The organism is Shewanella algidipiscicola (assembly GCF_003605125.1).
Classification (GTDB): Bacteria; Pseudomonadota; Gammaproteobacteria; order Enterobacterales; family Shewanellaceae; genus Shewanella; species Shewanella algidipiscicola.
Map to the genome: position 1 here is coordinate 112278 of NZ_QPQT01000010.1, position 22604 is coordinate 134881.

The following is a 22604-nucleotide window of genomic DNA, read 5'->3' on the forward strand; positions in this document are numbered from 1 at the left end:
AATAAAATGGGTTGGTTCAGTAATGCTTGTAGTTCAGTGGGTAACTTTGTTAGCTCTGCAGTTAGCACAGTAAAAAGTGCAGCTAGTTCTGCATATGAAACAGTTAAAAGTGTTGCAAGCAAAGCAATCGGTTGGATGGCAGAGAAAGCAGACGTTTTTGTGGGTAGCGTAAAAAAAGCCTGGAAGGCCGTTAAACCTTATGTTGAACAAATACGTGGAGTACTACGTTCAGCCGCACAATCAGTGTCGCATCCTTGGTTAAAAACGGCATTACTGTCGTTAGAAAAAGGCTTGGGGGCATTAACCGCATTTGAAAAATCCCCAATTGCAAAGAAAATAGATGCTGCAATTAAATGGTCAATTAAACTTGCTCAACGATGGCACAAGGCCCAAACGGTTGATGCAGATAAAAATGAACGGAGCGAATCAACTAACCAACAAAATGATGTACTCAACGCTGAAGAATTGAAAGAAGCTAAAACACATCAACAAGAGTTTCGTTTTGCAGAGGACGAGGTGATACCCGAGGAACAAAGACACAACCTTGAATTAGCTTCTGCAATCAATGACTTTGAAATTGCAAAAGCGGAATTATCGTTAGCAATCGATGCCGAACCCACAGATTTCGAACATTATTTACGCCTACGTGCAACACAAAAATTGCTGACTATTGCGGATAAAAAGCTTCGTACATCAATGACTGTTGATGATCTGAACTCTGATGATTTATTTTTAATTAGAATAGCTTCAGATCTCATCAAGGCTAATCCAGAGTTAAATAAAAATGCTGCAGAGCGCTTAGACCGTGTATTGACAAGGCAGCATGGTAAAAAACTTGCTCCTTTTGTTTTTGAAGAGCTCATTGTGTCTTGGGCGAAAAATGCAGAGGTTCTTGAGGAAGAGTGGAATATTGCTAACAGAGCTTATGCGAAAGACAAAATGCTATTACAGCGTTTGACTCTGGCATGTAAAATTCAAGATGAACTTTCTAGTGAAGAGGCAAGTGAGTTAGCGCTACTAGAGATAAATGTACCTAAAAATAAGTTATCACTTGATAAATTATCTGAAGAACAATTAGATATTGAACGTTATGTTGGAGCTGCAGAGGGGTTCCTACAATTACTCGAGAAAACAGAAGAGCAGATTGAATTAGAAGATCGTAGTTATTTACTTGAGGACGGTCATAAAATAGGTGTATTGCTGATAGATTGTGCCGAGCATAGTAAGTCATTCAATGAGTTAACTCCTGATGAGCAATCGCTTTTAAACGACTATGCCAATATATTCAAACAAGAATCAAAAGTGCGCATGGATACTATTCTTAAGGTTGCTGTATGAATTTAGATGCAATATTAGACTTTTTAATACCGGATATTAGTGACCCACTGCAAGCGTTTTTTTTGTCCATCATTCTTTTTATGATGCTTTGTACCATTGTGAGTGCCCACCTAATCGCTAAACCTAAATCTTGGGAGAAAAAGTGGCATAGAGGTACACCGAATGATACGACTGATGATTTAGATATTGAGCATGGTAGCGTGACGGATCTGTGGCATGCCGTTGCTACAGCTCCTGAAAAACTGGTCGAACTCATGCCAGGGTTACTATTAATCATTGGTTTACTCGGTACATTTCTAGGACTGGGCATGGCACTTAATCATGCTTCTAATATTCTTAGTCAGCCTAATGCGCTAGATGCGAGTAGTGCTGCAGATAGTATGCAGCATCTGCTTGGACTTCTTAATGGTCTCGGCACTAAATTTAAAACATCAACATGGGGAATAAGTGGTTTTATTCTGCTTAAAATTTGGAGTGAATTTGCTCGTTTCGATGAGAAACGTCTTACTTGGGTCATTGATAAAGTTAAAAATGAGATAGAGCATCGCAAGAGTATTCAACTTGCCATGGAAGATGAAAAGCAAGCCGCATTGTTTTCTCAAATAAGTAGTGTCTCTGTAAATATGGCTAGCGCTTTTTCCAACAAGTTAGATCAATTGCTTGAGCAAAATAAACAAAATAACAGTCAAAATAGCCAACTATTGAGTGATAATTTTGATTCATTAGAGCAATGTATTAACCAAGCTCATTTATCAACACAGAATGAATCAAAGAATAATAGCTTACAGTTGCAAGAGGTATTGAAAAATACTAATGACCAGACGCGCACATGCGTAGAAACTGGTATTTTAACTCTAGTGAACAAATCGACTGAAGTGCAAAAGCATACAAGCGAAACACTTAGAGCTGGCCTTAACGATATAAAAAATAGACTGACTCAGGTTCATCAACAAACTCAAAAATCTATAAATAATAGTATCAATGGTCTACAAGAAACAATTGAGTCTGTACGCATTGAAACGCAAGCGACTAAAGAAGCAATGCAGTCTTTTACTGATAATAGCCAATCAGTTATTGAAAACATGGCTGGTGCCGCTCAAAGGATGGCTCAAGGAGCAGATAAAGTAGGACTTGCTGCAAGTGACTTAGTGAATGCTGTTGATTCATTCAATAGTCAATTTACTGAAGTGCTCGATAATGTCCGTAGTGATCTGTCTTCTGCTATTAAGGATATGAGCAGTGAAGCGTCGTTAACTCTTGAGCGCGGTAGTACACAATTGGGCAAAGCTACACTTGAAATATCAACTGCACTTGGTGTGTTATCAACAGATGTAAAAGAAACAATGGGAGATGTGAAAACATCGATTGATGAAGCGCTTCATATCCAGAAAAAAGCCGCTGTTGAATTTACGCTATCAAGTAACGTGCTTAATGAAAGCATTGCAATGTCGACAGAGATTGTAAGTAAACTTGGTAAGCCTATTGAAGCAGGATTAAGTGCTATTTCAACCTCTGGGCAACAAATGCGGAGTATAGGCGAGTCACTTAAAAGAAATGAAACTGCTTTAGAGCAGGTCATCGGCAACTTGGCTAATTTACCGGCAGCATTAGAACCATTGCAGTTACTGAGTAGTCATCAAAGTCATTTACTCTCTAGTCTGAAACCTTTGGATACATTATTGGTGCAACAACATGAGTTTATTAATGAGGTTAAATTATTAAGGCAAGATGCTGCAGAGCATAGTGCGAGTGTAAAAGCTAACCAGTTAATCTTAAGTGATACGCTGGATATGTCTGTTCAACGGGCAGATCAGATCGTTAGTTATGTTTCCGAGTTATCATCCTTATTAGCATATTTGAAAGAATACCCAGATTCACAGCAACAGCTTCTGTCCATATTGAGCCCAATTTCTGAAATACCGATAAATCAACAGTTATTACTAGGTGCGCTGGAAGATCTAAAGCTTGATCTTTTTACGAAAGATCCTGGAATTAATTCAGAAGTTGCATGATTAACCTAACATGATGAGCTGACATGAAAGAAAAACCAAGTGAATGGATTGCCATTTCTGATCTGATGGCAGGGGTTATGGCGGTAGTCATGCTACTGCTGGTCGTTGCAGTGTTACAAAAGAGTGTGAGTGATCTTCGTTATCAAGAAGAATTAGCTAAGGCACTTGAACAAAAAGACGATCCAGTACTTAAGGTGACCAAGCTATTAGGTGAAATGTTGAAAAACACAGATACTTCAAATTTAATTGCTTTGGATAAATATACCAACAGACTGACACTACGAGATGGTGTGTTTGAAAGAGGGAGTGCATGTTTAAACCCTGAAGCAGCTGCTGCAGTACATGCTATCCAAAGTGAATTAGTGAGATTCTTAATCGATAATCCTAAGGCTATGATTTTAGTTGAAGGTTATACGGATAATATCCCTGTAAGTAGACCTGTGACGGACTATAAACGGTTCTGTACTGTGTATGATGATAATTTTACGCTATCAGCAGCTAGAGCAAGAGAGGCCAGACGTGAACTTATTGGAACATTAGATGTTGATACTTCAAAGCGAATTATCGTCGCTGGGTATGGAGAGTCTAAACCCCTCTCAGGAATGGAACCTTCAGATCCAAGAAATCGTCGAGTAGAAGTTCAACTGCTTATTCAATAAGTAAGTGATGGCTTAAGCCTTTTAATAATAAAGATTATTTTAAATAAAGTGCTGTATTTTTATCTGTACTGTTTTAATGAACTTTGATGTATTAACTGTTTCAAGGCTAAGGGCTGTATGACCTGAAATTAGACAAGCAATGATGGACTATCACCAGTACAGAACGAAATTTGTCCATAATAGTTGGTGAAGTTCTACCAAACAATGTAATGAGGTTACCAACTCTATGTTTGAGTTGGTAACCACTGGGATCATTTGCTAAAGCATCGAGTCATGTTGGTGACTAATAACCATAAATAATGTAATAGTACTATCCAGCTCCACGGAAGGATTAAACGAGTGAAAAAATGAATAATACTCTAAATATGTTTGCCTTACTGTTTACATCAGGAATTGGTATTTCCATTCAAATATTGATCATCATTGCCCTTGCTGCAACTAATTGGCATCAGTTTAGGCAAAAATGTCGTGTCCTGACAAAGCAGCTGCAACCTGCTATTGATCATTTAAGCCGTATAGAAAATGCTGACGCAATGCCTGCCGAGTTTTATGAGCTTGAAGAGACTATTACAGAGTCTCCAGTGATGAGAAATCCTTGGCGTGAATTCAATGAAGTCTTACTTTTACCTGGAGAACACCACCTTACAGAAAGAGATGTCATAGTTAATACTCGTAGACCGCAGCAATTTTTTTCAGACCAGACAATTATTCGCCCACATCTCGATGTCCGTTACTTCAATTCAGTACCAAATAAATTAACAGGTTTAGGTATTTTAGGTACCTTTTTAGGACTGGTCGCGGGTATTTACTTAGCCTCGTCAGGCATTGGTTCCAACGATATAGATGAAGCCAAGGAAGCACTCTCGCATCTATTAGATGGCGCTTCGCTAGCCTTTTTAACTTCAATTGCTGGTTTGATCACCTCAATGATTTTCTCTTGGCGTGAGAAAAAAAATAGCCATAAGCTGAAGGGCTTGTTAAACCAGTGGAATGATTTATTGGAAGAGCGGTTAGAGTTTGTAAGTAGTGAGCGTATAAATACTGAGATATTAAAAGAGTCTCGTAGCCAGACTCAAGCTCTAAACAGTTTTTCGACTGATTTAGCCGTTAGTTTGGGGCAAGTACTTAACGAGCAAGTATCGCAACCTTTAAACGAAACGCTTGGTAATATTCAATTAGCATTAGAACAACTCAATCAAAACCAATCTAAAGCTGCCGATGAGACCATTGAACGTCTGATTTCTGAATTTAGCCAAAGTATTTCTGGTGCAGCAGGTAAAGAGATGGAAGCGTTTGCGACTACCATGCAGTCGTTATCTGGTGATCTACGTGAGCAAATGAAGGCGATGAATGAGAACCATGAAAATATGCAGCGGAGTACCAAAGATACGATTGGAGATTTAAGCAAAGCATTCACTGAAGGTTCCAATCAGATGCGAGAGGAAATTAGCTCTGGAGTAGCAAGCATGGTAAATGGCGTCACGCAATCAGTAGGTGAAATGACAACCATGTTAAAAGAAGCCACACAAGAGTCTGCAGCTAATATGAGGAAAATAGCAACAGAGTTCGATTCTTCTATAGCCAAACTTCGTGATAGTACAAACGATATCGCTGACATTACATCAAATAATAAGGCCTTGGCCGAAGAAATTCGCCTTGTTGTTGTATCTCTTTCTGATGTCCACCAGCGTATTGCCTCTGTCGTACAGCCGATAGCTGATCTTGCTGAGGATTTAAATGGTAGTAGTGAGTCACTGAATACCGGGATAAATACTCTTTCAGATTCAGCTAAAGCTAATCAACAAGCAGTTACCCAAATAAAAGAGATGCAAGATGAATTACGAAGCTACTGGGAAAGTTATCATAATCGATTTGTGGACGTTGATGAGTCATTAGGGAAAACTCTTGAAAGCCTTAATCAGGGTTATGCAACCTTCGCAGAGTCGACAACAAGTTACTTAACGGGGTTAGATAGTAATGCTGCACAAATAGTGGAGAAGTTATCTGGTGCAGTAAGAGAACTTGCAGATGTTGTCGAAGAATGGCCTGCTACGGCATAGGGTGACTTATGAGTATTGATAATGAACTAGAGCTTGATGAAGGCTCAGGTTACCTTGTATCTGTGAGTGACTTAATGTCCGGATTGGTATTCATATTTATCATCACGTTGGTGGCATTTATTCTTAATTTCCAAGATGCAGCACAAAGAACTGCTCGTGTTCAGGAAAAGATGGAAACTGAAATTGAACGGCTTAATACTGTTAAAAAGCGCATGGAAAGTAATGATTATATCCGTGCTAAATTGCTTCAAGAATTGCAACGAAGATTAGAAGAAGAACATGGCATTATCGTTAATGTAGACGAGGCTCATGGTGTACTTCGGTTAACGGAAAATGCTATCACTTTTGCATCAGGATCCGCACAGTTAAACGACGATAATTTGATAAAATTAAAAGCCATCCGTAATGTTTTAGAAGATGTTTTACCTTGTTTTGCAATAAATCTAGCGGCATCACTTTCTTCCTGTGAAGGTGAAAAAAAAGATCACGCTTATTTAGAGGCTATCTTCATTGAGGGACACACTGATAATACTCGTTATAGAGGTGATGATACGGGCAAACTCAACTGGCAGCTATCCGTTAATAGAGCAATTAAAACTTATATGGAATTAGTTAGTGCTTCCGAACTATTGAAGTCAATGGATAATGATAACAATGAAGCTATTTTTAGTGTGTCTGGTTATGGTGAAGAGCGTCCTATATCGGGGCATCGTCATCATGTGCCTACTGATGATCAAGCAAACCGCCGCATAGATTTAAGGTTCATAATGACACCGCCAGAGTTTACTGATGCAGAGAAGGAGCTATTAATTAAAGGTTTTAAGGGATAAATTATGTCGCTTAAGGCCAAGCTTAACCAACTCCCGATTGTTTTTAATCTCAAACGCCTAGAGCTAGAACATAGTCGACTCCATATAGCCACACAAAGAGCCTTAATTACCCTTGGGGAATTTGATGCTGTAGAGCCATCTGAATTTGAACTACAAAGTGAATATCGGAAGGCTATAGCCGCTATCACTGAACCTTCACTGTGGCCAAAACTAAGTAAGCGTAGCTTACGCACATTTGCGTGGATGTTGTTCTCTTCTCCAGTTAAAGGTAGCGAAAGCTTGATGGATATTGGTGGGTTCTGGCAGCCTTATTCGCAAGAGCTAGCAAGGAGGCAATACAAACGTGGTTGGTTGACTATTTACTATGTCTTAATGCTAACTTATCCATATCAAAACAAAGGATTTGAAGCCGTACGTCAATCGTTAACCTACGCATTACGCTATGCAGTCGATCATAAATCAATGACAATATGGGCACGATGCGAGGATTTTGACCTACTCGAGCAAAATGGGCACAGAGTTTTACTTAATTACCTAGATGATGGCGAATCACTTGATGAACTGTATGAGCGAGCAGGGCTGACAGGGGCTCTTGCGACAGGGAGACTGGCTCAGCTTACTTACTTAGAGTTTTTAAACAAAACCCAGCCATTATTAGCCTCACGTGAGTGGCAAAAGCAAACTATCGGTCAAATACTCCGAGAATCTATTACTCAGCAAAGGACGCTGAAATATCCTTCTTATCGTTCGCATTTAATAGAAGCGTTATTACTTCCTTTTCAAAACCAAAAACCACTTAAAGAAGTTAAGGAAACCATCAAAGGTTTTGTGCTTAGCTTTTTCAAGGACCCGAGAGTTAACAATGCATTGTGGGTTAACGTGAATATTGAAGCAAAAAAGATATTTTTGTCTTGGATGGTGGAAAGTACATTAGAAGACTTTTTTTCTTTACTTGACTATGTTTCTCATGGAGATGATACCGCCGATAGGCACTGGCGATACAGAAAGGCATTCTGGAAGGCGTATCTAGATATAGAGGCAATCGATGAGGCTTGGTTAGTATTGGGACCGCATGCTAAATCAATGTCGAACCACTTTTTAAAAGGTGAAACTAGCTATGGTTATTTTGTTCGAGGTTCTGGTGTTAATCATAGGCATTCAGCTTTGATATTAAGAATTGGTAATTTAATCATTACAGAGTGGAGTCACTCGGGAAAATATAGATATTGGCTAGATACGAGTCAGTTCGCGCCTCGATTCTACCTAACTGAATACAACAGAAAGATGTTAGTAAACTTACCGTATCATGAAGACAGTCATTATAACTCAGAAAATGGTACATGGCAGAGACAGTTAAGTGACTCCATTGCAAATCACACAAATATAAAGATTAAATATAACAATTACATGCGGGTATAATTATGGGTATGGCAAATTTAAGTTGGCAACTTATTGAGGGTAAATTACGTTTCCATCTAGAGTCTGATGGTACCGTGATACCAACCAAAAAGTGGGGGAATTTTGTTTGCCATACATCTCATGGTTTAGGCTCAGTTGCTCCTCTACTTAGTTGGCTTGAACAAGATAGTGCCGAGGATAAAAATAGCTATATAGATGTTGCTGAGGAAGTAGTTGCTCAATGTGACGCCACCGAAGTATTGCAGCTTGGGTTACCTGCAGTTGTTCCGTTTAAGATAAAAATATCGGGTAGTGGTCCAATACATATACCTACGTTTAAATTGACTTCAATATGGTTAGATACGCGCTCTCGACCTATGATGGGCTTGAAACGAGATGGCATAATGTTGCATCAGGGGGCTAAGCGTTACCTGATAAATGAACCTTTATTTTCTTTAATCAAGCATATAGAAGATTTCCAACAGAGTAATTTTGAAGATATTGACAATAAGATGTTGGCTTGGGGATTACTGCAGCAGTTTTTACCTTCAGATGCTGTCGTGGATGGTCAACTCAGCACCATAACAGTATCTTCTGCTAATAGGTTTACTTTAGATATTGACTCAAAAGGTCAAGTGCACCCTGTACTGGTTACGCCTGTCACTGATTTTGATGGTGATATTACCGATTACAGCCCACTACTTCCTAGACAATATGAAAAAAATTTTTCTAAGCAGTTTTCTGGTAAGAAAAATTGTGTTCCTCATTATGCTCTAGGGCAAGGACAATATGTCATATTGTCCCCAAGTATGGTCGAGGCGATGAACGTAGTAAGAGATGTTCAGAAGGGAACTATACAAGATAAACTTGCTTTTATTGCCAATCCAGCAGGAAAAATAACTCAAGCACTCGAGCTACAATATAGTGAAGAGGAGGTTGAGCAGTTCTTTGTCGAAACTCCAGAGTTTTTAAGCCTTCGAATACAACAATTGGGAGTTTGGGAGCCAAAGCTCTGTGCTTATAGGCTGGAAAATTCGACTAGCTGGGTACCTGATGATGAAATTTTGACTCTTATTCTTGGTGAGCAGGTGGTTGAAATTACTCCTGAGGACGCTGTTGGCTTAAGCGAACAAATAGAAGACGCAATCGCGAAAGGTAATTCTACCGTTCAGCACGGTAATCAAGAGCTCCCTGCAACCCCTGAAACTTTAGCTGCAGTTCAAAGAGTGGCTCAAGCAGTCTCCGGTGATTTGGATAAAGATAATAGCCTTGAAGGAGAAGGTAGAACCAACGATACATTGGTTCCTATAACTACGGATAATATTGAAGAACTTGAGTATCAGATTTGCAAAACGCCAAGAGGAAGTTTAAATGGTGAGTTTCCCGAACTACTTCAAACAGTATCTTTATATCCACATCAAAAAGTGGGTCTGTCATGGCTACAAGAGCATTGGAAGCAAGGTAGTAATGGGGTTCTTCTAGCAGATGACATGGGGTTAGGTAAAACATTGCAAAGTCTAGCTTTTATGGCTTGGATAAAAGAAGCAATGAATGAAAATGTTTACCCCAATAAGCCTATGTTAATAGTTGCTCCTTCAGGCTTGTTAAAGAATTGGAAAGATGAAGAGGCTGTGCATTTAAACAAGCCTGGTCTAGGCCGTGTTTTCGAGGCATATGGCCCCGGAATGAAGTCACTTAGTGGCATGTCTGCATTAGACCGTAAACGTGCTTTTGAAGATGCGGACTGGGTATTGACTACCTATGAAACGTTAAGAGATAAGATATTATATTTCCTGCCTATCCAATGGGCATGCGTCACTTTTGATGAAGTTCAGAAAATTAAAAATCCTGTATCGAGAATGACTGAAATGGCTAAATCGTTGTCATGCGACTTTTCAGTAGCCGTCACTGGCACACCAGTAGAAAATGAGTTGAAAGATCTGTGGAGTATTATTGATGCAGTAGAGCCTGGTTATTTAGGGGCGCTATCAGAGTTCCATGATAATTATGTTAAGACAGATGATCCGATTGCTGCTGCAGAAGCTTTAAAATCTAGATTAGTTGATGAAGTATCTCCTTCTATTTTGATGCGGCGCATGAAAGAGGAGCATTTACAAGGGCTGCCTAAGAAGTTTACTAAGCACTACAAAAGAGAGATGACACCTCAGCAGGCACAAGATTACTCGGTTGTCGTCAGTAATGCGCAAGTTAATACCGAAAAAGGGCGAGTGCTAGAAGTGATTCAACAACTCCGTAAAGTGAGTTTGTTTGCTGTTGAAGTTGGAGCAGAGGGATTAACTAACTGCCATATTGAAAGCTCCGCTAGGCTCAAAGAAACTATAGATATTTTAGATACTATTCATGCAGCAGGAGAGCGAGTTCTCATATTCATTGAATCATTGAAACTTCAGGCTTTATTGGTACCTTATCTTCAGCAGCGCTACCAAATGCAGCATCCACCTGCTCGAATAAATGGCTCTATAAATGGAGCAAAACGAAAACAGTTAGTTGATGTTTTCCAGCTTACCCCGGAAGGCGAGTTTAATGTCATGTTGTTATCACCTAAAGCGGGGGGGGTAGGGCTTACATTGACTCAAGCTAACCATGTAATTCATTTATCTCGCTGGTGGAACCCAGCTGTTGAGGATCAGTGCTCTGATCGTATCTATAGAATCGGACAACAAAAAACGGTACATATTCACTACCCGATGGCAGTACATCCAAAATATGGCGAAGCATCTTTTGATATAAGGTTGAATGAGCTGCTAGAGCGAAAGAGAGAGCTAAGTCGAAACCTGCTTTTACCAGCAGCAATTACAGCTGCAGAGATTGAGCGATTGCTAGGTGATGCAGTAGGAGATAAAACATAATGGCAAGTAGACCCGTATTTTAAACAATGATCAATTGATATTTAAAAAGTTAAATAGATAGTCCAAAGTAACTGGTAGCTGCTATATAATTCAGCCTTAAAGAGACTGAATTATTAAAGTTATCGATTAACAGGGTAATCCTCATTGTCATCAAAGCAGTCTGATAAAAATATTAAACACAGTTGGTTTGGCTATCTTTATTTGGGCAAGCTAAAGGCGGTAGAGCTGACCGAGAAAGGCATTAGGTTCCACCGTGAACAAGGCCTGTTTTTAGCCAAGTATCGCTCAGTTACAGTGCCACCAGCTGAAATGATGTTTACATGGCAGCAACTGGATACCCCACCCACTTTTAACTTTAGTCCCCTAGGTTATCTGCTTGGCTTTACGGTATCTGGTAAAGCTTATCAGCTTCCCTATTTAACCTATTTAGCTGACTACCGGTTTGGTAATGAAGTGACGCAGCGTTGGGCTAATGCAAATGGACAGCGAATCTGTGAGCTGGTGGCTCGAGTTGAGCGCACCATTACTACGGAGTACCTGCGCCAATCACGCTTAGAGATGATACAGGCCAGAATTAAGCGTGAGTATAAACGCTGGTTTCCCTGGTGTGAAAAAGTTGCATTGCCTAACGATATAAAAACAGCGCTAACCAAGTTAAAGCAGATGCATAGCTGGAACCAAGGCGATATAGAAAGGCTACGTGAAAACTATGTTCAAGCACAGCTGATCAAGTTTGCCGATTTCTTTGAGCATGTTGAGTCTAACCCGCTGACCGATAAACAGCGCCGAGCCTGCGTGATTGATGATAACAACAACTTGTTATTAGCGGGTGCAGGTACAGGAAAAACCAGCGTAATGGTTGGACGTGCAGGCTACTTGGTCAAAAGTTGTCAGGCACAAGCTGATGATATTTTGCTGCTCGCCTATGGCAGAAAAGCCGCAGATGAGATGGATGAACGGATAAAAGAGAAGCTAGATATCGACGATATTAAAGCAAGCACCTTCCATAGCTTAGGTTTAAGGATTATTGCTAAGGTTGAAGGCAAGGCACCTAGCTTGTCTCCTTGGGCTGAGGATGAAAAAGCTAAAGATAAATGGGTACAAGATACCCTTGAAACCTTCATTAAGGATGAGGCCTATCGTAAACAGCTGTTTGAGTACTTCAGCCAATACTATTATGTTGAAAAAAGCCCTTTTGATTTTGAATCAGAGGGTGAGTATTTCCAGTACTTAACTGATAACGATATTCGCACCTTAAAAGGGGAGCGAGTAAAGAGTTTCGGCGAGCTATACATCGCTAATTGGCTATTCAGTAATGGTATTGAATACCAGTATGAAGCTAAGTATGAGCATGATGTAAGCAGTGTTGATTTCCGCCAGTATCAACCCGACTTCTACCTACCTGACTACGGTGTGTATATTGAGTATTACGGCATTGATGAAGATGATCGTACAGCCCCTTATATCGATAACCAGCAATATCTGGAGTCGATGGAGTGGAAGCGCCAATTGCATAGAGAGCACGAAACAGTTTGCCTTGAGCTTTTCTACCACCAGCATAAAAAAGGTCTGCTTACAAAGCAGCTAGAAGACCAGATTAAAACGCTAGAGATCAAAGAGTCTCCGCTACCCGATGAGGCCATATTAGCGACACTGAATGAACTGGGTCGCGTTACTGAGTTAGCCAAGTTATTTAGTAAGCTTATTGGCTTGTATAAATCAGCTTGTCTCGATAGTCACGGACTAGAAATGGTGTTTAGCCATGCCGCAGATGCGAAGCAGACCCGTAAGGCATTTGAGTTATTGGAGCCCATATTAAGTCGTTACCAACAGCAATTGTCAGCCTCTGGCGATATCGATTTTGAAGACATGATAGGCAAAGCATTAGGCTATATCCAACAAGGGCAATTTCTTAGTCCATGGCGCTATATCATGGTGGATGAATTTCAAGATATCTCAGAGCCTAGGGCTCGGCTAGTCAAAGCGTTAAGGGACTCTTGCTTACCTGGGAGCAAACCCAAAGCATCATTGTTTTGCGTGGGTGATGATTGGCAGGCAATTTATCGTTTTAGCGGGGCTGATGTTAGTTTAACCACTCAGTTTACTGAATATTTCGGTCCGACAGCTAAAACGTATTTAGACGAAACATTCCGATTTAACAATAGCATTGGTGACGTCGCCACACAGTTTGTGACCAAGAACCCTGTACAGCTTAAAAAAGACATTCGCTCCAATTCAGAGGTTGATTACCCTGCGGTGTCATTGATACGACGAGGCGCACAAGAGCCTGCCAATCAAGATGAACCAAGCCCCAATGCACTTGAACAGGCTTTGAATGCGATTAACAAGCGTGTTGAAAAGGTTGAGGATGAACTTAGCACTAAGTCAAAAGCCCAGCCTGTAGTGTATCTGCTGGCGCGCTTCTGGTTTCAACTACCCGATAAAGTTGAACTAAAGCAGTTAAACAGGCAATACCCAAAGCTGACTATCGAATGCCAGTCTTTTCATGCATCAAAAGGTAAAGAGGCTGATTACGTGGTGATCATGGGGATGCAAAAGGGAAAACATGGTTTCCCGTCGATGAAAGTCACTCCCCCAATACTTGATGCGTTTTTACCTAAGACTGAGGCATTTGAATTTGCAGAAGAGCGTCGCTTATTTTACGTGGCATTAACTCGGGCAAAACATCGAGCATACGTGCTTGCTGATATGACTGACGTGAGTCCATTTGTGATCGAATTGCTTAAAGAAAACTATGCCATCGAGCAAGATGAATTCAACACATCTTTGGTGCAACAAATTTTTGAAGACATAAGCTGTGTGCGCTGTACTACAGGTACGCTGAAGCCCAGAGTTGGCAACTTCAAATCGTTCTTTTCATGCTCCCATTTCCCTTTGTGTGATCATAAAGAGGAGGGGTGTGAGCTTTGCGGTGGCCCAATGACACGTAAACGCTTTACCGGCTTAAAGGTCTGCTTGAATGATGGTTGCGGTCATATAGCACCACTTTGCAGCGCTTGTGGTAGTGATATGAAACTAAAAAAAGGCCCTTATAGTGAATTCTGGGGGTGCTGTAATTATCGAGGCAAAAACAAGCCTAGCTGTAGTAATACTGTCGATAAAGCTAAGCTGTCTTTACCAAACTGAAGCAAATGCTTACCCGCTGGCAATCATTTGAATATACTTTTTAAAGTTAGTGATCAACTTGGGCGTGATCCACTTGATTCGTAGAGTGTAAAACGCAATGATATTGGCCGTTTGGAAATGGCACTCCTTGCCATCATCTCCGTATTATCAAGGATGAACAATGAAATCGATTTTTAATACTCTAGATATTCTTCTGGGGCATCTTGCTGCAGGGATTATGACCTTCTTGCTTTATCTTAGCCTAGGTTCTATCACCGTATTTTGTTTGGTTGCCATTCCTTTCGAATTTTTAGAGGAAAGTAATAGCATCAGCGAGTTGGATGCTATGGAGTTAGGTCTGTTCATCTTGTTGGCTGGCGTAATTTGGCGTTTTTATCGTCGAAGCTCTCAATTGCAGTGGAGCTGGTGGCAGAAGCTGCGGCGCTTTGTATATGCCGTTTCAAGTATGGTTCTGCTTATTTCGTTCATAGAACTCGTTGCTGTATGGGGGGAAGTTATGGATAAAGGACGATTAGAAATTGAGTTTTTTAATAGTTATGAGGAAGTTGGAAATTATGTCTCAAGCCTGCTTATCATTTTAGCCATTTATGCCTCAGCACCTTTACCAAAGCTATGGTCCAAGAAAAGTGCAGCAGAGAAAGCTGATGAGCAATCAGTTAGACCATCTGAAAATGTATCTGAATCAATATCTTCCCCATTTGTGCCAGAGGCGCAGGGGCAACCTGAAGTTATAACACCTTCTTCTGTTTCTATTGAAGTTAAAACGATTCCAACTACAGCTCCAGTCGAGGGAAAGTTATGAAGGTGATGTTTACTAGCTTGATTTGTATCTGCTTAATCGTCAGTGCTTCGTTGCAGGCAAAAGAAGCTCCATTTAATGGTAATGATGCTGAGTTTTTGCAAAACGCATGTCGCGATGTTGTAGAGATTTTTGATCGTAAAGGTCAGCCTGGTTCGTATGCAGCCTTACATACCTCTATGGCTGAAGCTATGCGAGCTGGTTACTGTATTGGTGTATTGCAGCAGTATAGTCAGCAATCACACCGTTGTTATTCCTCTAAGTACCAAAGAAGTAACTGGTTTGATATGGCTAAAGCTATCGCAAGCTTCTCTATTGGGCAGGAAGAGTTCCATCGAATTCAGGTAAGTACTTTGTTAGAGAAGGCATATTGCAATGGCTAGCGGAATAACCGTACCTGAGGCGATACGTCAGCTATTTGATATCGATGTCGCAAGCCAAAGTCAGTTGCTTAAAACCAAGGCAGATTCGCTTGTCCGAAATAAGCTAATCAAAGTTGAAACCGAACAAAAAGTACAGCGGAAGGCTAAGTACTTAGCGCCTGGCCAAATGACAGTGTTATTTAATGCGCTGCTGCTCAATGCCGTGTTTCATGATCCTAAGGATGTGAAGCGTATCTTTGAGGATAATGCTTATCGGCAAGAATGCGCTAAAGCGGTAAAGGTTATGTTTGGAGAAAGTAACTCTCTGATGGGAATAGCCATAAGTAATGGATTGGCCTCTAAGTTTGCAGGTGCTTTGGCTGGCAGTTTCGATTTATATAAGGACAAGTTACCCAATCCTTTTACCGTGTTGCCCCAGCTAGCTTTGGGAAAAAACTTAAACTTACTGCATGCCTTATTAGCGCAATCAGCAGCTATGGCGCCCGCCGATAATATGCTGTTAGCATATTTACAAGGTGATTTTGATAAGGCTGCTCAGATGGCATCTATGATGTGTTCTGACAATGAAGCGGTAAATCAATTGAAGCGGCATGTAGAAAAAGAGGTAAGAGAGGCCGTCGAATTTGATGATTTGCTAGATAAATTCAAAAATATGTAATTTTTTTATTTAAAGGCTTGTTAGTGCATTGCACTAGGTGATTCTGCGTTTGTCCTCAACAAACGGAGCTAGCTAAATGACAAATATAAGTGAAATGGTCATCAATTTTCATATGACCGAAACCTGTAATTACCGCTGCGGATATTGTTATGCCACTTGGGAAAGCAATGATTCGCAAGCGGAGTTACATCACTCATCTGGAGATATTCAATCTCTGCTTATAAAGCTTGCCGATTACTTTTTTTCTGAAAATCCAATACGCAAAGCGTTGGGGTATACATCGGTCAGAATTAATTTTGCTGGTGGAGAACCTGTGATGCTTGGTGGGCGCTTTATTAGTGCTTTACTGTTGGCTAAGTCACTCGGATTTCGCACCTCAATTATTACCAATGGCCATCTTCTATCAGCCAAAATGATGGATCGTATTGGTCCGCATTTGGATATGCTGGGCTTGAGTTTTGATACTGCAGATTTTTTATTAGCTCAGAGTATTGGGCGAGTAGATCGTAAAAGTGCCTGGCTATCACCGTCTCGAGTCATTGAGATTGTGGCTGTGTATAGAACCCTAAACCGTAATGGCAAGGTTAAAATCAATACGGTCGTCAACGCTTTTAACTGGCGTGAAGATATGTCTCATGCCATAGAGCAAATACAGCCAGATAAATGGAAGCTTCTACGGGTGCTGCCAGTTTACTCCCATCAACTAACTATTTCATCGGCCCAGTATTGTGCCTACATTGAAAGGCATAAGGGTTTTTCAGAGATAGTCTCTCTAGAAGATAACCAGGATATGTGGCAGTCCTATCTGATGCTGAATCCTGAAGGTCGTTTCTATCAAAATTCGGATGCGTGCCAAGGAGTGGTGCAAAGCCCTGCGGTATTGGATGTGGGCGTTGAGAGCGCTATTGCACATGTTGACTTCAATGCTGAGTCTTTTGTAAGACGCTATCAATCCAATGGGTCAGCGACCACTACGGCTTAATAAATCCCAATAAAGGAGTTCGTTTTCCCCTTTGAGATTGTGTGGTGACGGGCCCTTTTGGAGTTGCTCTATGAAGAAATACAGTAATGATAAAAATATTAATGTTTTGGTGCATCAACTGCTACAGAGTGGAGTGTGGCACATACGGCGAGGGCGTCATCCCGTGTTGACTGCCCCTAGTGGTAAAAGGCTTACCGTTCCCAGTACGCCAAGTGATCGCAGGGCCTTTTTGAACTTTAAACTCGATGTTCGCCGATTGCAGGGGCTTTGATTTTAGATGTTGAAGCCCCTGGGTAATCGATAATACATTAATTTTTAGGAGAAAAAATATGTCTAATAATAATCACAAGGCTAACCAAAGCAATTCGAATAAGGGCACATCAGGTACTAATCCTGCTTACCAGAAATCGCAGGATAATCGCAGTAATCAGTTGAACCCTAACAACCCTAACTACAATGGCAAAAAATAAGGGGATTTGTATGCCAGATACATCTGAAATGTCGCAAGATGAGTTAGATACTTGGTCAGATATTAACAATCCCAACAATGACGCAGATATGGATGATTGGGCTGATGCCCATAACCCCAATAATGATGCTTACTTGGGCGATGATTAACCAGTAAGTATTTAATTAATCTTAAGTTAAGTTTCTTAAAAAGGTGTGGCATTGCTACACCTTTTTTATCCTGGTACTACCGAAATCGAATCTTAGTACTTTAGTTTAAATAACTTTTTCTCATCCTTTTAGCCCCTTAAAATATTCCTTAAGTGCTTTTTGCTCTGGACTTGGGTATACCCTAGGGGAATAAAAACATCCTTTTTTACGTGTTGTATTATCCTGTATTTGCATTATTTTTTCTTTCTCTGCCTGCGAGCCAAACTCTCTGTTGTAAAAAGGTGTAGGGTAAATTGGGGTGTATACATGAAATTGTAAATGCTGGCTTGCTGTGTCTTTGTAGTAATGATCAAGTGCTGATTGAATAAGAAGTAGAGCATCTGAGCCTTCATATTTGGCAATGTAGTACTTGCACATTTCTAACTCAACTCGATACTGGCTGACAATGTCAATAACCTTATTATCAAGTTGATTTGATTTCAGGCTACTTAGCTCAATTAAACTTAAGTAAGCAGTGAGTGCCATTTTAAGGTCTGTATTCTTGATTTTCATATAAAATCGATTATCAAAGAACCAAACAAAGTGATTGAGCAGTGCATTAACTCGCACGGCTAGTTTTCCCTCTTTGGTTTTTGCACCTGTCGAGCGTCCTCCATGTAATTTGCATCGCCCATTAACCTTGTTGCCAAAGCGTTGACATGGTTTTCCACTTCTAGTTTTAGCCCCGCATTTAGGCAGGTTTTCTAAGTTAAATTTAGCCATAATCGCTCCTTAATTTTTGGATCACTTCATTAGTTGTTGTTCGATATTTTTCGGTTCATGGGCTTTGTTTTGCATTTCTGCCAATCGACTTAAAGTTAAAGCATGCAAGAGATCCACTGCTCCCCCTGAAGCACTAGCTTGAGGTTGTTTTAGTTTGTTTTTGATTTATTAAATGAAGCCCGGTAAGTGGATCACTATTGAGACTATTCGTATATAAATTTCCGGTTTAAGGAGTGCTGCACTGGCGAAAAACAACCATTGATATAGATCCATTACGTGTTAGTGATCCACTACCATTGAGAGGCGTTAAATCAACCTGAGAGTAAATTTTTTGTTTCCTTATATTGATAAATTCTTGGATGATTTTTTGTTAAGTGATTTAAGCTGGTTGTCCTTGAGCTTATACATTCTTCGAGTTGTAACGCGTGGGACTGGATGTTGAACCAACTATATTTTGCAGATTTATGTGTTTTGGTGCAGTGAGAACCTTTAGAAGCCTGAGCTGCTTGAAATGACTGCTGATGTTGTTTCTTAGCGAAGGTAATCTTGGGATCAACCAGCATGAAGTCATTCGTGGGATCAAAGGTTTTGGCTGCTTGTAGCTTATTGCTTATAAAGCCTTTAGCTTTACCGTTCAGCTCTTTAGTGTGTTCCTTAGCTAAATAGCTTGAACGGTAAATAGCATGTTTTAGAGAGGCTTTGTTGCCTCTAAATACAATGCAGTATGGATTATCGACTTTTGCCACAGTACCGCCAGAGTGCTTTTCCCACATTGCTTTAATGAGTGATTGCAAGCGTTCTGAGTGCTTAATCTTATGTGCACTGAGCATGAGGGCAAGATGGTAGTGTTCGCGATCAGAAGTGTTTTGCTCTCTGGCGCAATGATAAATAACTTTGCTTTTGTATTGGTTGGTTAAGGTTGTTGTTAGTTGTTTTAAGAATCGCTTGATGGCTTGGTTATCTGCTGAGTAGTGCTTTGGATGTAGATCGATTCTAACAACGAATACTCGGCTGTAATGGCTAAGCATAATTTCGTAATCAGAGATAATGGTGTTGATTACGCTGTTTTTAAAGCATTTCTGTTGAGGCTTGAAAATACTGTAAGCATGGTTCTTGTAGGCAAACAAGATGGAGTTGTGCTTGGCTATAAAGAATGGCTTACGGTGTTTAGTTTTACATTTATTCTTAGGCATTGTCATTTTCTAGTTGTTTGACATGTGTTTAGTTTGCAGGGGATATATTATTTAATATCCGCCGTAATACATTGTCGGTTTGAGACTGAATTATGCTGTACGTAAGGGGTTGATGGCTTATTAGCTTGTTATGCAGTGTTTGATTCATGATTCAAAGTGTGTCATCGCCCTTGATAAAAAAGCAGGCCTAAACCTGCTTTATTGGTTACTTGTTAGGGAGCCACTGATCAATATCCTTAAACCGCCAAAATGAGCGACCGCTCTGAATTAGTACTGGTGGAGGAAACTGTCCAGACTTGATCCACCGACCTAAGGTTGAACGACTTATCCCCAAAAGTCTTTGCAGCTCTGGTTTTTTCACTAGTCGATTCTCGTCTAAGTACTGTGCTAGATAGTCTTTTGTAATGTGGGTCATTTTAACTAACCCTTAATTGATAGATTGACGAGAGGCGACCCATTCATTGAGCTCAGATAGTAACCAACCTACAGAGGTACTTTGCGGATAGAGTTGTCTACGTTTCGGAAATAACCCTTTACGTTCAAGTGACCATGCAGTGGTTCTTGAAATAGCAGTGATGGTTTTACGTTCTGCCTCACGAACTATGCGGTCCGGTGCAGTGGTTTTTGATGTATTAGCTGATGTGGTCATGGGTCACTCCCGTTTAAGTTTGTTCGGGAGTGATTTTGGCTTGTTACTCAGTAAAGCAAAGTCGCTCTACTGAGCAGAGGTATCTAAAAAACTGGTTAATTATATGTTTTTAATCATTTAAATATTTAAATGCTTTTTGATTCTCTGGGGTTTAAATGCTGTTTTTAACTCAACGATGATTCTTTCCAAACTCGGTTTTGGGGTAGGGATAGCGTTTTTTGGTTGTTTCATTGGTTTAAGCCATTTCATGATTGAGTTGTATTCAGGGGTGCGATTAGTGAACTGCAACAAGGCTGGAATGGTCTTGTTATTACCTTGGATTGAAAAATCAGCCAATCTTTTTTGAATGGCCTCCGCCAGCATTTTTTTGGGTGCGGCACATAAATTTTCATCTTGGTAAATATGGAGAGCCATTTCATTGACTAAGGTTTTAACGTTTTCTGATTTTTGCGCTTTCGACTTGCCACCGCTTTGTGGTTTAGTCACGCTAGTATTATAACCAGAGTTGGTATATCTATCAGTGAGAGCGAAAGAGTCATTGCTACCTGTGGAATAACCAACCATGGTAGCTGTCTCTATCAGCTGATCCACGATTTTATAGATTTGGTCATTTTTAGGTGTGTTTGGTAGTAGGTCTAATAACTGGTTGGCTTGATACATGAAGATATCTGAATTTTCAATCACAAGGCAGAGCTGGGAAGGCTTCTCCTTAGTACTGAACTCGGCATATAAATCGTTATTTTTAGCTTTTATAGATCTAGCTCGCTCATTAATTAGCTTGATTTTCTCAAGACCAGGAGCTTCCTTTTGGCTGGCTTCTTCAAAGCAGCCGTTACTAATATCATTCTTCGTAATTCCCAAAAGTTGAAGTTGTTCAGGCACCATTTCAGGCAAGATCATTTTACTGATGTCATTGATTCGGAATTTTTTATCTGTTTCTGGAAGACTCATTTAGCAACCTTTAATAAAAATTTATGCGTTTTTCATTGGAAGAAAAGGTATTACATTTTCTTGATTGTCGATTATTGGACTGAGTAGGTGGGCTAATTTATTTAATGCTTCTTTACGCTCCTGTAGATAGTCATGTTGATTGTAAACTCCTTCAATGCCTCTTAGTTTGTGATTGAGGCAGCGCTCAGCAATATGAGGGAGTACTTTTAATTCAGCTAACAAACTGCGACAGGTTCGACGTAAGTCATGCACGGTGAAATGCTCGATGCCAGCTTGTCCTAGTAAGTTGTCATAGGGTTGTTTGTGACTATCAACCTTTTTTCCGAAGAGCTTTGCCAAGGCATGGTTAAGTGTATCGCTGGAGATATGACCATGGCGTTTACTTGCACGGCGCGATGGAAACACAAACTCGGAACCACCAGCTCGTGCATGAAGTTCTTGAAACCAGTCGATAGTTGGAGCAGGTAGAGGGATAGTTATCGCTACACCAGTTTTACTTCGCTCTTTTGGCATATGCCAAAGCTGCTTTTCAAAATCAAACTCACTCCATTTGGCAGCAATCAGCTCTCCTTTACGTACCCCTAGAGCAAGCAATAGAGCGACTGCTAGATAGTTGTCTCTGGTAAAGATTTGACTATTATCTCTTAATACTTTGAAAAGGCTAACAAGCTCAGGCAATTTTAGAGCTCTATCTCTGCTCTTTTCGACTCCACCAGCATCGATGGGTTTAAATGGTGTAGCAGGATTACCAGCTATGAGGTCTAACTTACAGGCATGATTGAAGAGCTGTTTACAGCACAGTAGGGTCTTGTTGGAAACCGTTGGGCGGTTACTGGTAGCGACTTTATGAATGATAGCTCTGATATCTCGTGCATTTACATCAGCAATCCGCAATTGACCGATAGTCGGCTTAATATCTTTCGTGTACATGCGCATTGGAATTTCGGGATGTTTCAAGCGAGCACTAATGGTTTGGTACCAATCGTCAAATAGATCATTAACGGTAACAATCGTTTCCTCTTGTTGACGCTCTCGTTCAGCCAGGACATCGACACCTTGTTTGACTAGTAACTTGACCTTTGCAGCTTCCGCTCTAGCCTCAACTAGTGGCATGGCCGGATAAATGCCACCTTCTAACATCATAGAGCGGCGCTTACCGTTAATGCTGTATCTGACCTCCCAATATGCGACTCCCTCAGTTTGTACTCTGATATACAATCCATCCCCAATAGCTTTACGCCCCAGCTCTTTGCTTTTTAAAAAAGATTTTATCTGCTTATCATTCATTGGCTTAA

20 protein-coding genes are annotated in these 22604 nt (G+C 40.4%); 14 read left to right on the forward strand and 6 right to left on the reverse strand.

Annotated elements, in window-relative coordinates; all coding sequences use genetic code 11:
- The first annotated feature begins 6 nt into the window (after window positions 1-6).
- The 14 genes from DVO77_RS12525 to DVO77_RS19050 all read left to right on the forward strand — a co-directional run bounded on the left by DVO77_RS12525 (window position 7) and on the right by DVO77_RS19050 (window position 17754).
- Window positions 7-1338, forward strand: coding sequence for a hypothetical protein (locus DVO77_RS12525; RefSeq protein ID WP_119978571.1), 1332 nt, complete (start codon window positions 7-9; stop codon window positions 1336-1338).
- The gene (locus DVO77_RS12530) at window positions 1335-3350 is read left to right on the forward strand and encodes a hypothetical protein (RefSeq protein ID WP_119978572.1); all 2016 of its coding nucleotides are present in this window, start codon (window positions 1335-1337) and stop codon (window positions 3348-3350) included. Before DVO77_RS12525 ends, DVO77_RS12530 begins: the two co-directional genes overlap by 4 nt.
- A gap of 23 nt (window positions 3351-3373) precedes the next feature.
- Window positions 3374-4009, forward strand: a complete 636-nt coding sequence (locus tag DVO77_RS12535; RefSeq protein WP_119978573.1) for an OmpA/MotB family protein — start codon at window positions 3374-3376, stop codon at window positions 4007-4009.
- A gap of 347 nt (window positions 4010-4356) precedes the next feature.
- Window positions 4357-6069: an anti-phage ZorAB system protein ZorA gene (zorA, locus tag DVO77_RS12540; protein ID WP_162924189.1), complete on the forward strand. Its 1713-nt coding sequence runs from the start codon at window positions 4357-4359 to the stop codon at window positions 6067-6069.
- An 8-nt stretch (window positions 6070-6077) separates the two neighbouring features.
- A complete protein-coding gene (locus DVO77_RS12545) occupies window positions 6078-6899 on the forward strand; it encodes an OmpA/MotB family protein (RefSeq protein WP_119978575.1) in 822 nt (273 codons plus the stop codon).
- Window positions 6900-6902: 3 nt separating this feature from the next.
- The gene (locus DVO77_RS12550) at window positions 6903-8318 is read left to right on the forward strand and encodes an EH signature domain-containing protein (RefSeq protein WP_119978576.1); all 1416 of its coding nucleotides are present in this window, start codon (window positions 6903-6905) and stop codon (window positions 8316-8318) included.
- Between the two features lie 2 nt (window positions 8319-8320).
- The gene (locus DVO77_RS12555; RefSeq protein ID WP_119978577.1) at window positions 8321-11167 is read left to right on the forward strand and encodes a DEAD/DEAH box helicase; all 2847 of its coding nucleotides are present in this window, start codon (window positions 8321-8323) and stop codon (window positions 11165-11167) included.
- 144 nt (window positions 11168-11311) lie between these two features.
- Window positions 11312-14314, forward strand: coding sequence for a UvrD-helicase domain-containing protein (locus tag DVO77_RS12560; RefSeq protein WP_119978578.1), 3003 nt, complete (start codon window positions 11312-11314; stop codon window positions 14312-14314).
- Between the two features lie 160 nt (window positions 14315-14474).
- Window positions 14475-15116, forward strand: a complete 642-nt coding sequence (locus tag DVO77_RS12565) for a hypothetical protein (protein ID WP_119978579.1) — start codon at window positions 14475-14477, stop codon at window positions 15114-15116.
- Window positions 15113-15496, forward strand: coding sequence for a hypothetical protein (locus DVO77_RS12570; RefSeq protein WP_119978580.1), 384 nt, complete (start codon window positions 15113-15115; stop codon window positions 15494-15496). Before DVO77_RS12565 ends, DVO77_RS12570 begins: the two co-directional genes overlap by 4 nt.
- Window positions 15489-16154 carry a hypothetical protein gene (locus DVO77_RS12575; protein ID WP_119978581.1) on the forward strand — a complete coding sequence of 222 codons (666 nt, stop codon included), beginning with the start codon at window positions 15489-15491 and terminating at the stop codon, window positions 16152-16154. The genes DVO77_RS12570 and DVO77_RS12575 overlap by 8 nt, the downstream gene beginning before the upstream one ends.
- Window positions 16155-16230: 76 nt before the next feature.
- Window positions 16231-17136 carry a viperin family antiviral radical SAM protein gene (locus tag DVO77_RS12580; RefSeq protein WP_119978582.1) on the forward strand — a complete coding sequence of 302 codons (906 nt, stop codon included), beginning with the start codon at window positions 16231-16233 and terminating at the stop codon, window positions 17134-17136.
- Between the two features lie 329 nt (window positions 17137-17465).
- Complete coding sequence (locus tag DVO77_RS12590; protein ID WP_119978584.1) at window positions 17466-17606, forward strand: alpha-amylase; 141 nt, start codon at window positions 17466-17468, stop codon at window positions 17604-17606.
- A 10-nt stretch (window positions 17607-17616) separates the two neighbouring features.
- Window positions 17617-17754 (forward strand): hypothetical protein, encoded by a 138-nt coding sequence (locus DVO77_RS19050; RefSeq protein WP_162924190.1) that lies wholly within the window; start codon window positions 17617-17619, stop codon window positions 17752-17754.
- 120 nt (window positions 17755-17874) lie between these two features.
- On the opposite strand, the gene DVO77_RS12595 is transcribed toward DVO77_RS19050, so the two are convergent.
- The 6 genes from DVO77_RS12595 to DVO77_RS12620 form a co-directional block, all read right to left on the reverse strand.
- Window positions 17875-18516, reverse strand: coding sequence for an HGGxSTG domain-containing protein (locus DVO77_RS12595; RefSeq protein WP_119978585.1), 642 nt, complete (start codon window positions 18514-18516; stop codon window positions 17875-17877).
- Between the two features lie 311 nt (window positions 18517-18827).
- Window positions 18828-19709: a YagK/YfjJ domain-containing protein gene (locus DVO77_RS12600; protein WP_162924191.1), complete on the reverse strand. Its 882-nt coding sequence runs from the start codon at window positions 19707-19709 to the stop codon at window positions 18828-18830.
- A gap of 205 nt (window positions 19710-19914) precedes the next feature.
- Window positions 19915-20124 (reverse strand): helix-turn-helix transcriptional regulator, encoded by a 210-nt coding sequence (locus DVO77_RS19435; protein WP_119978587.1) that lies wholly within the window; start codon window positions 20122-20124, stop codon window positions 19915-19917.
- A gap of 12 nt (window positions 20125-20136) precedes the next feature.
- The gene (locus DVO77_RS12610; RefSeq protein ID WP_119978588.1) at window positions 20137-20358 is read right to left on the reverse strand and encodes a helix-turn-helix transcriptional regulator; all 222 of its coding nucleotides are present in this window, start codon (window positions 20356-20358) and stop codon (window positions 20137-20139) included.
- Between the two features lie 117 nt (window positions 20359-20475).
- Window positions 20476-21309: a hypothetical protein gene (locus DVO77_RS12615; RefSeq protein ID WP_119978589.1), complete on the reverse strand. Its 834-nt coding sequence runs from the start codon at window positions 21307-21309 to the stop codon at window positions 20476-20478.
- A gap of 21 nt (window positions 21310-21330) precedes the next feature.
- Complete coding sequence (locus tag DVO77_RS12620; RefSeq protein ID WP_119978590.1) at window positions 21331-22596, reverse strand: tyrosine-type recombinase/integrase; 1266 nt, start codon at window positions 22594-22596, stop codon at window positions 21331-21333.
- Between the last annotated feature and the right edge of the window lie 8 nt (window positions 22597-22604).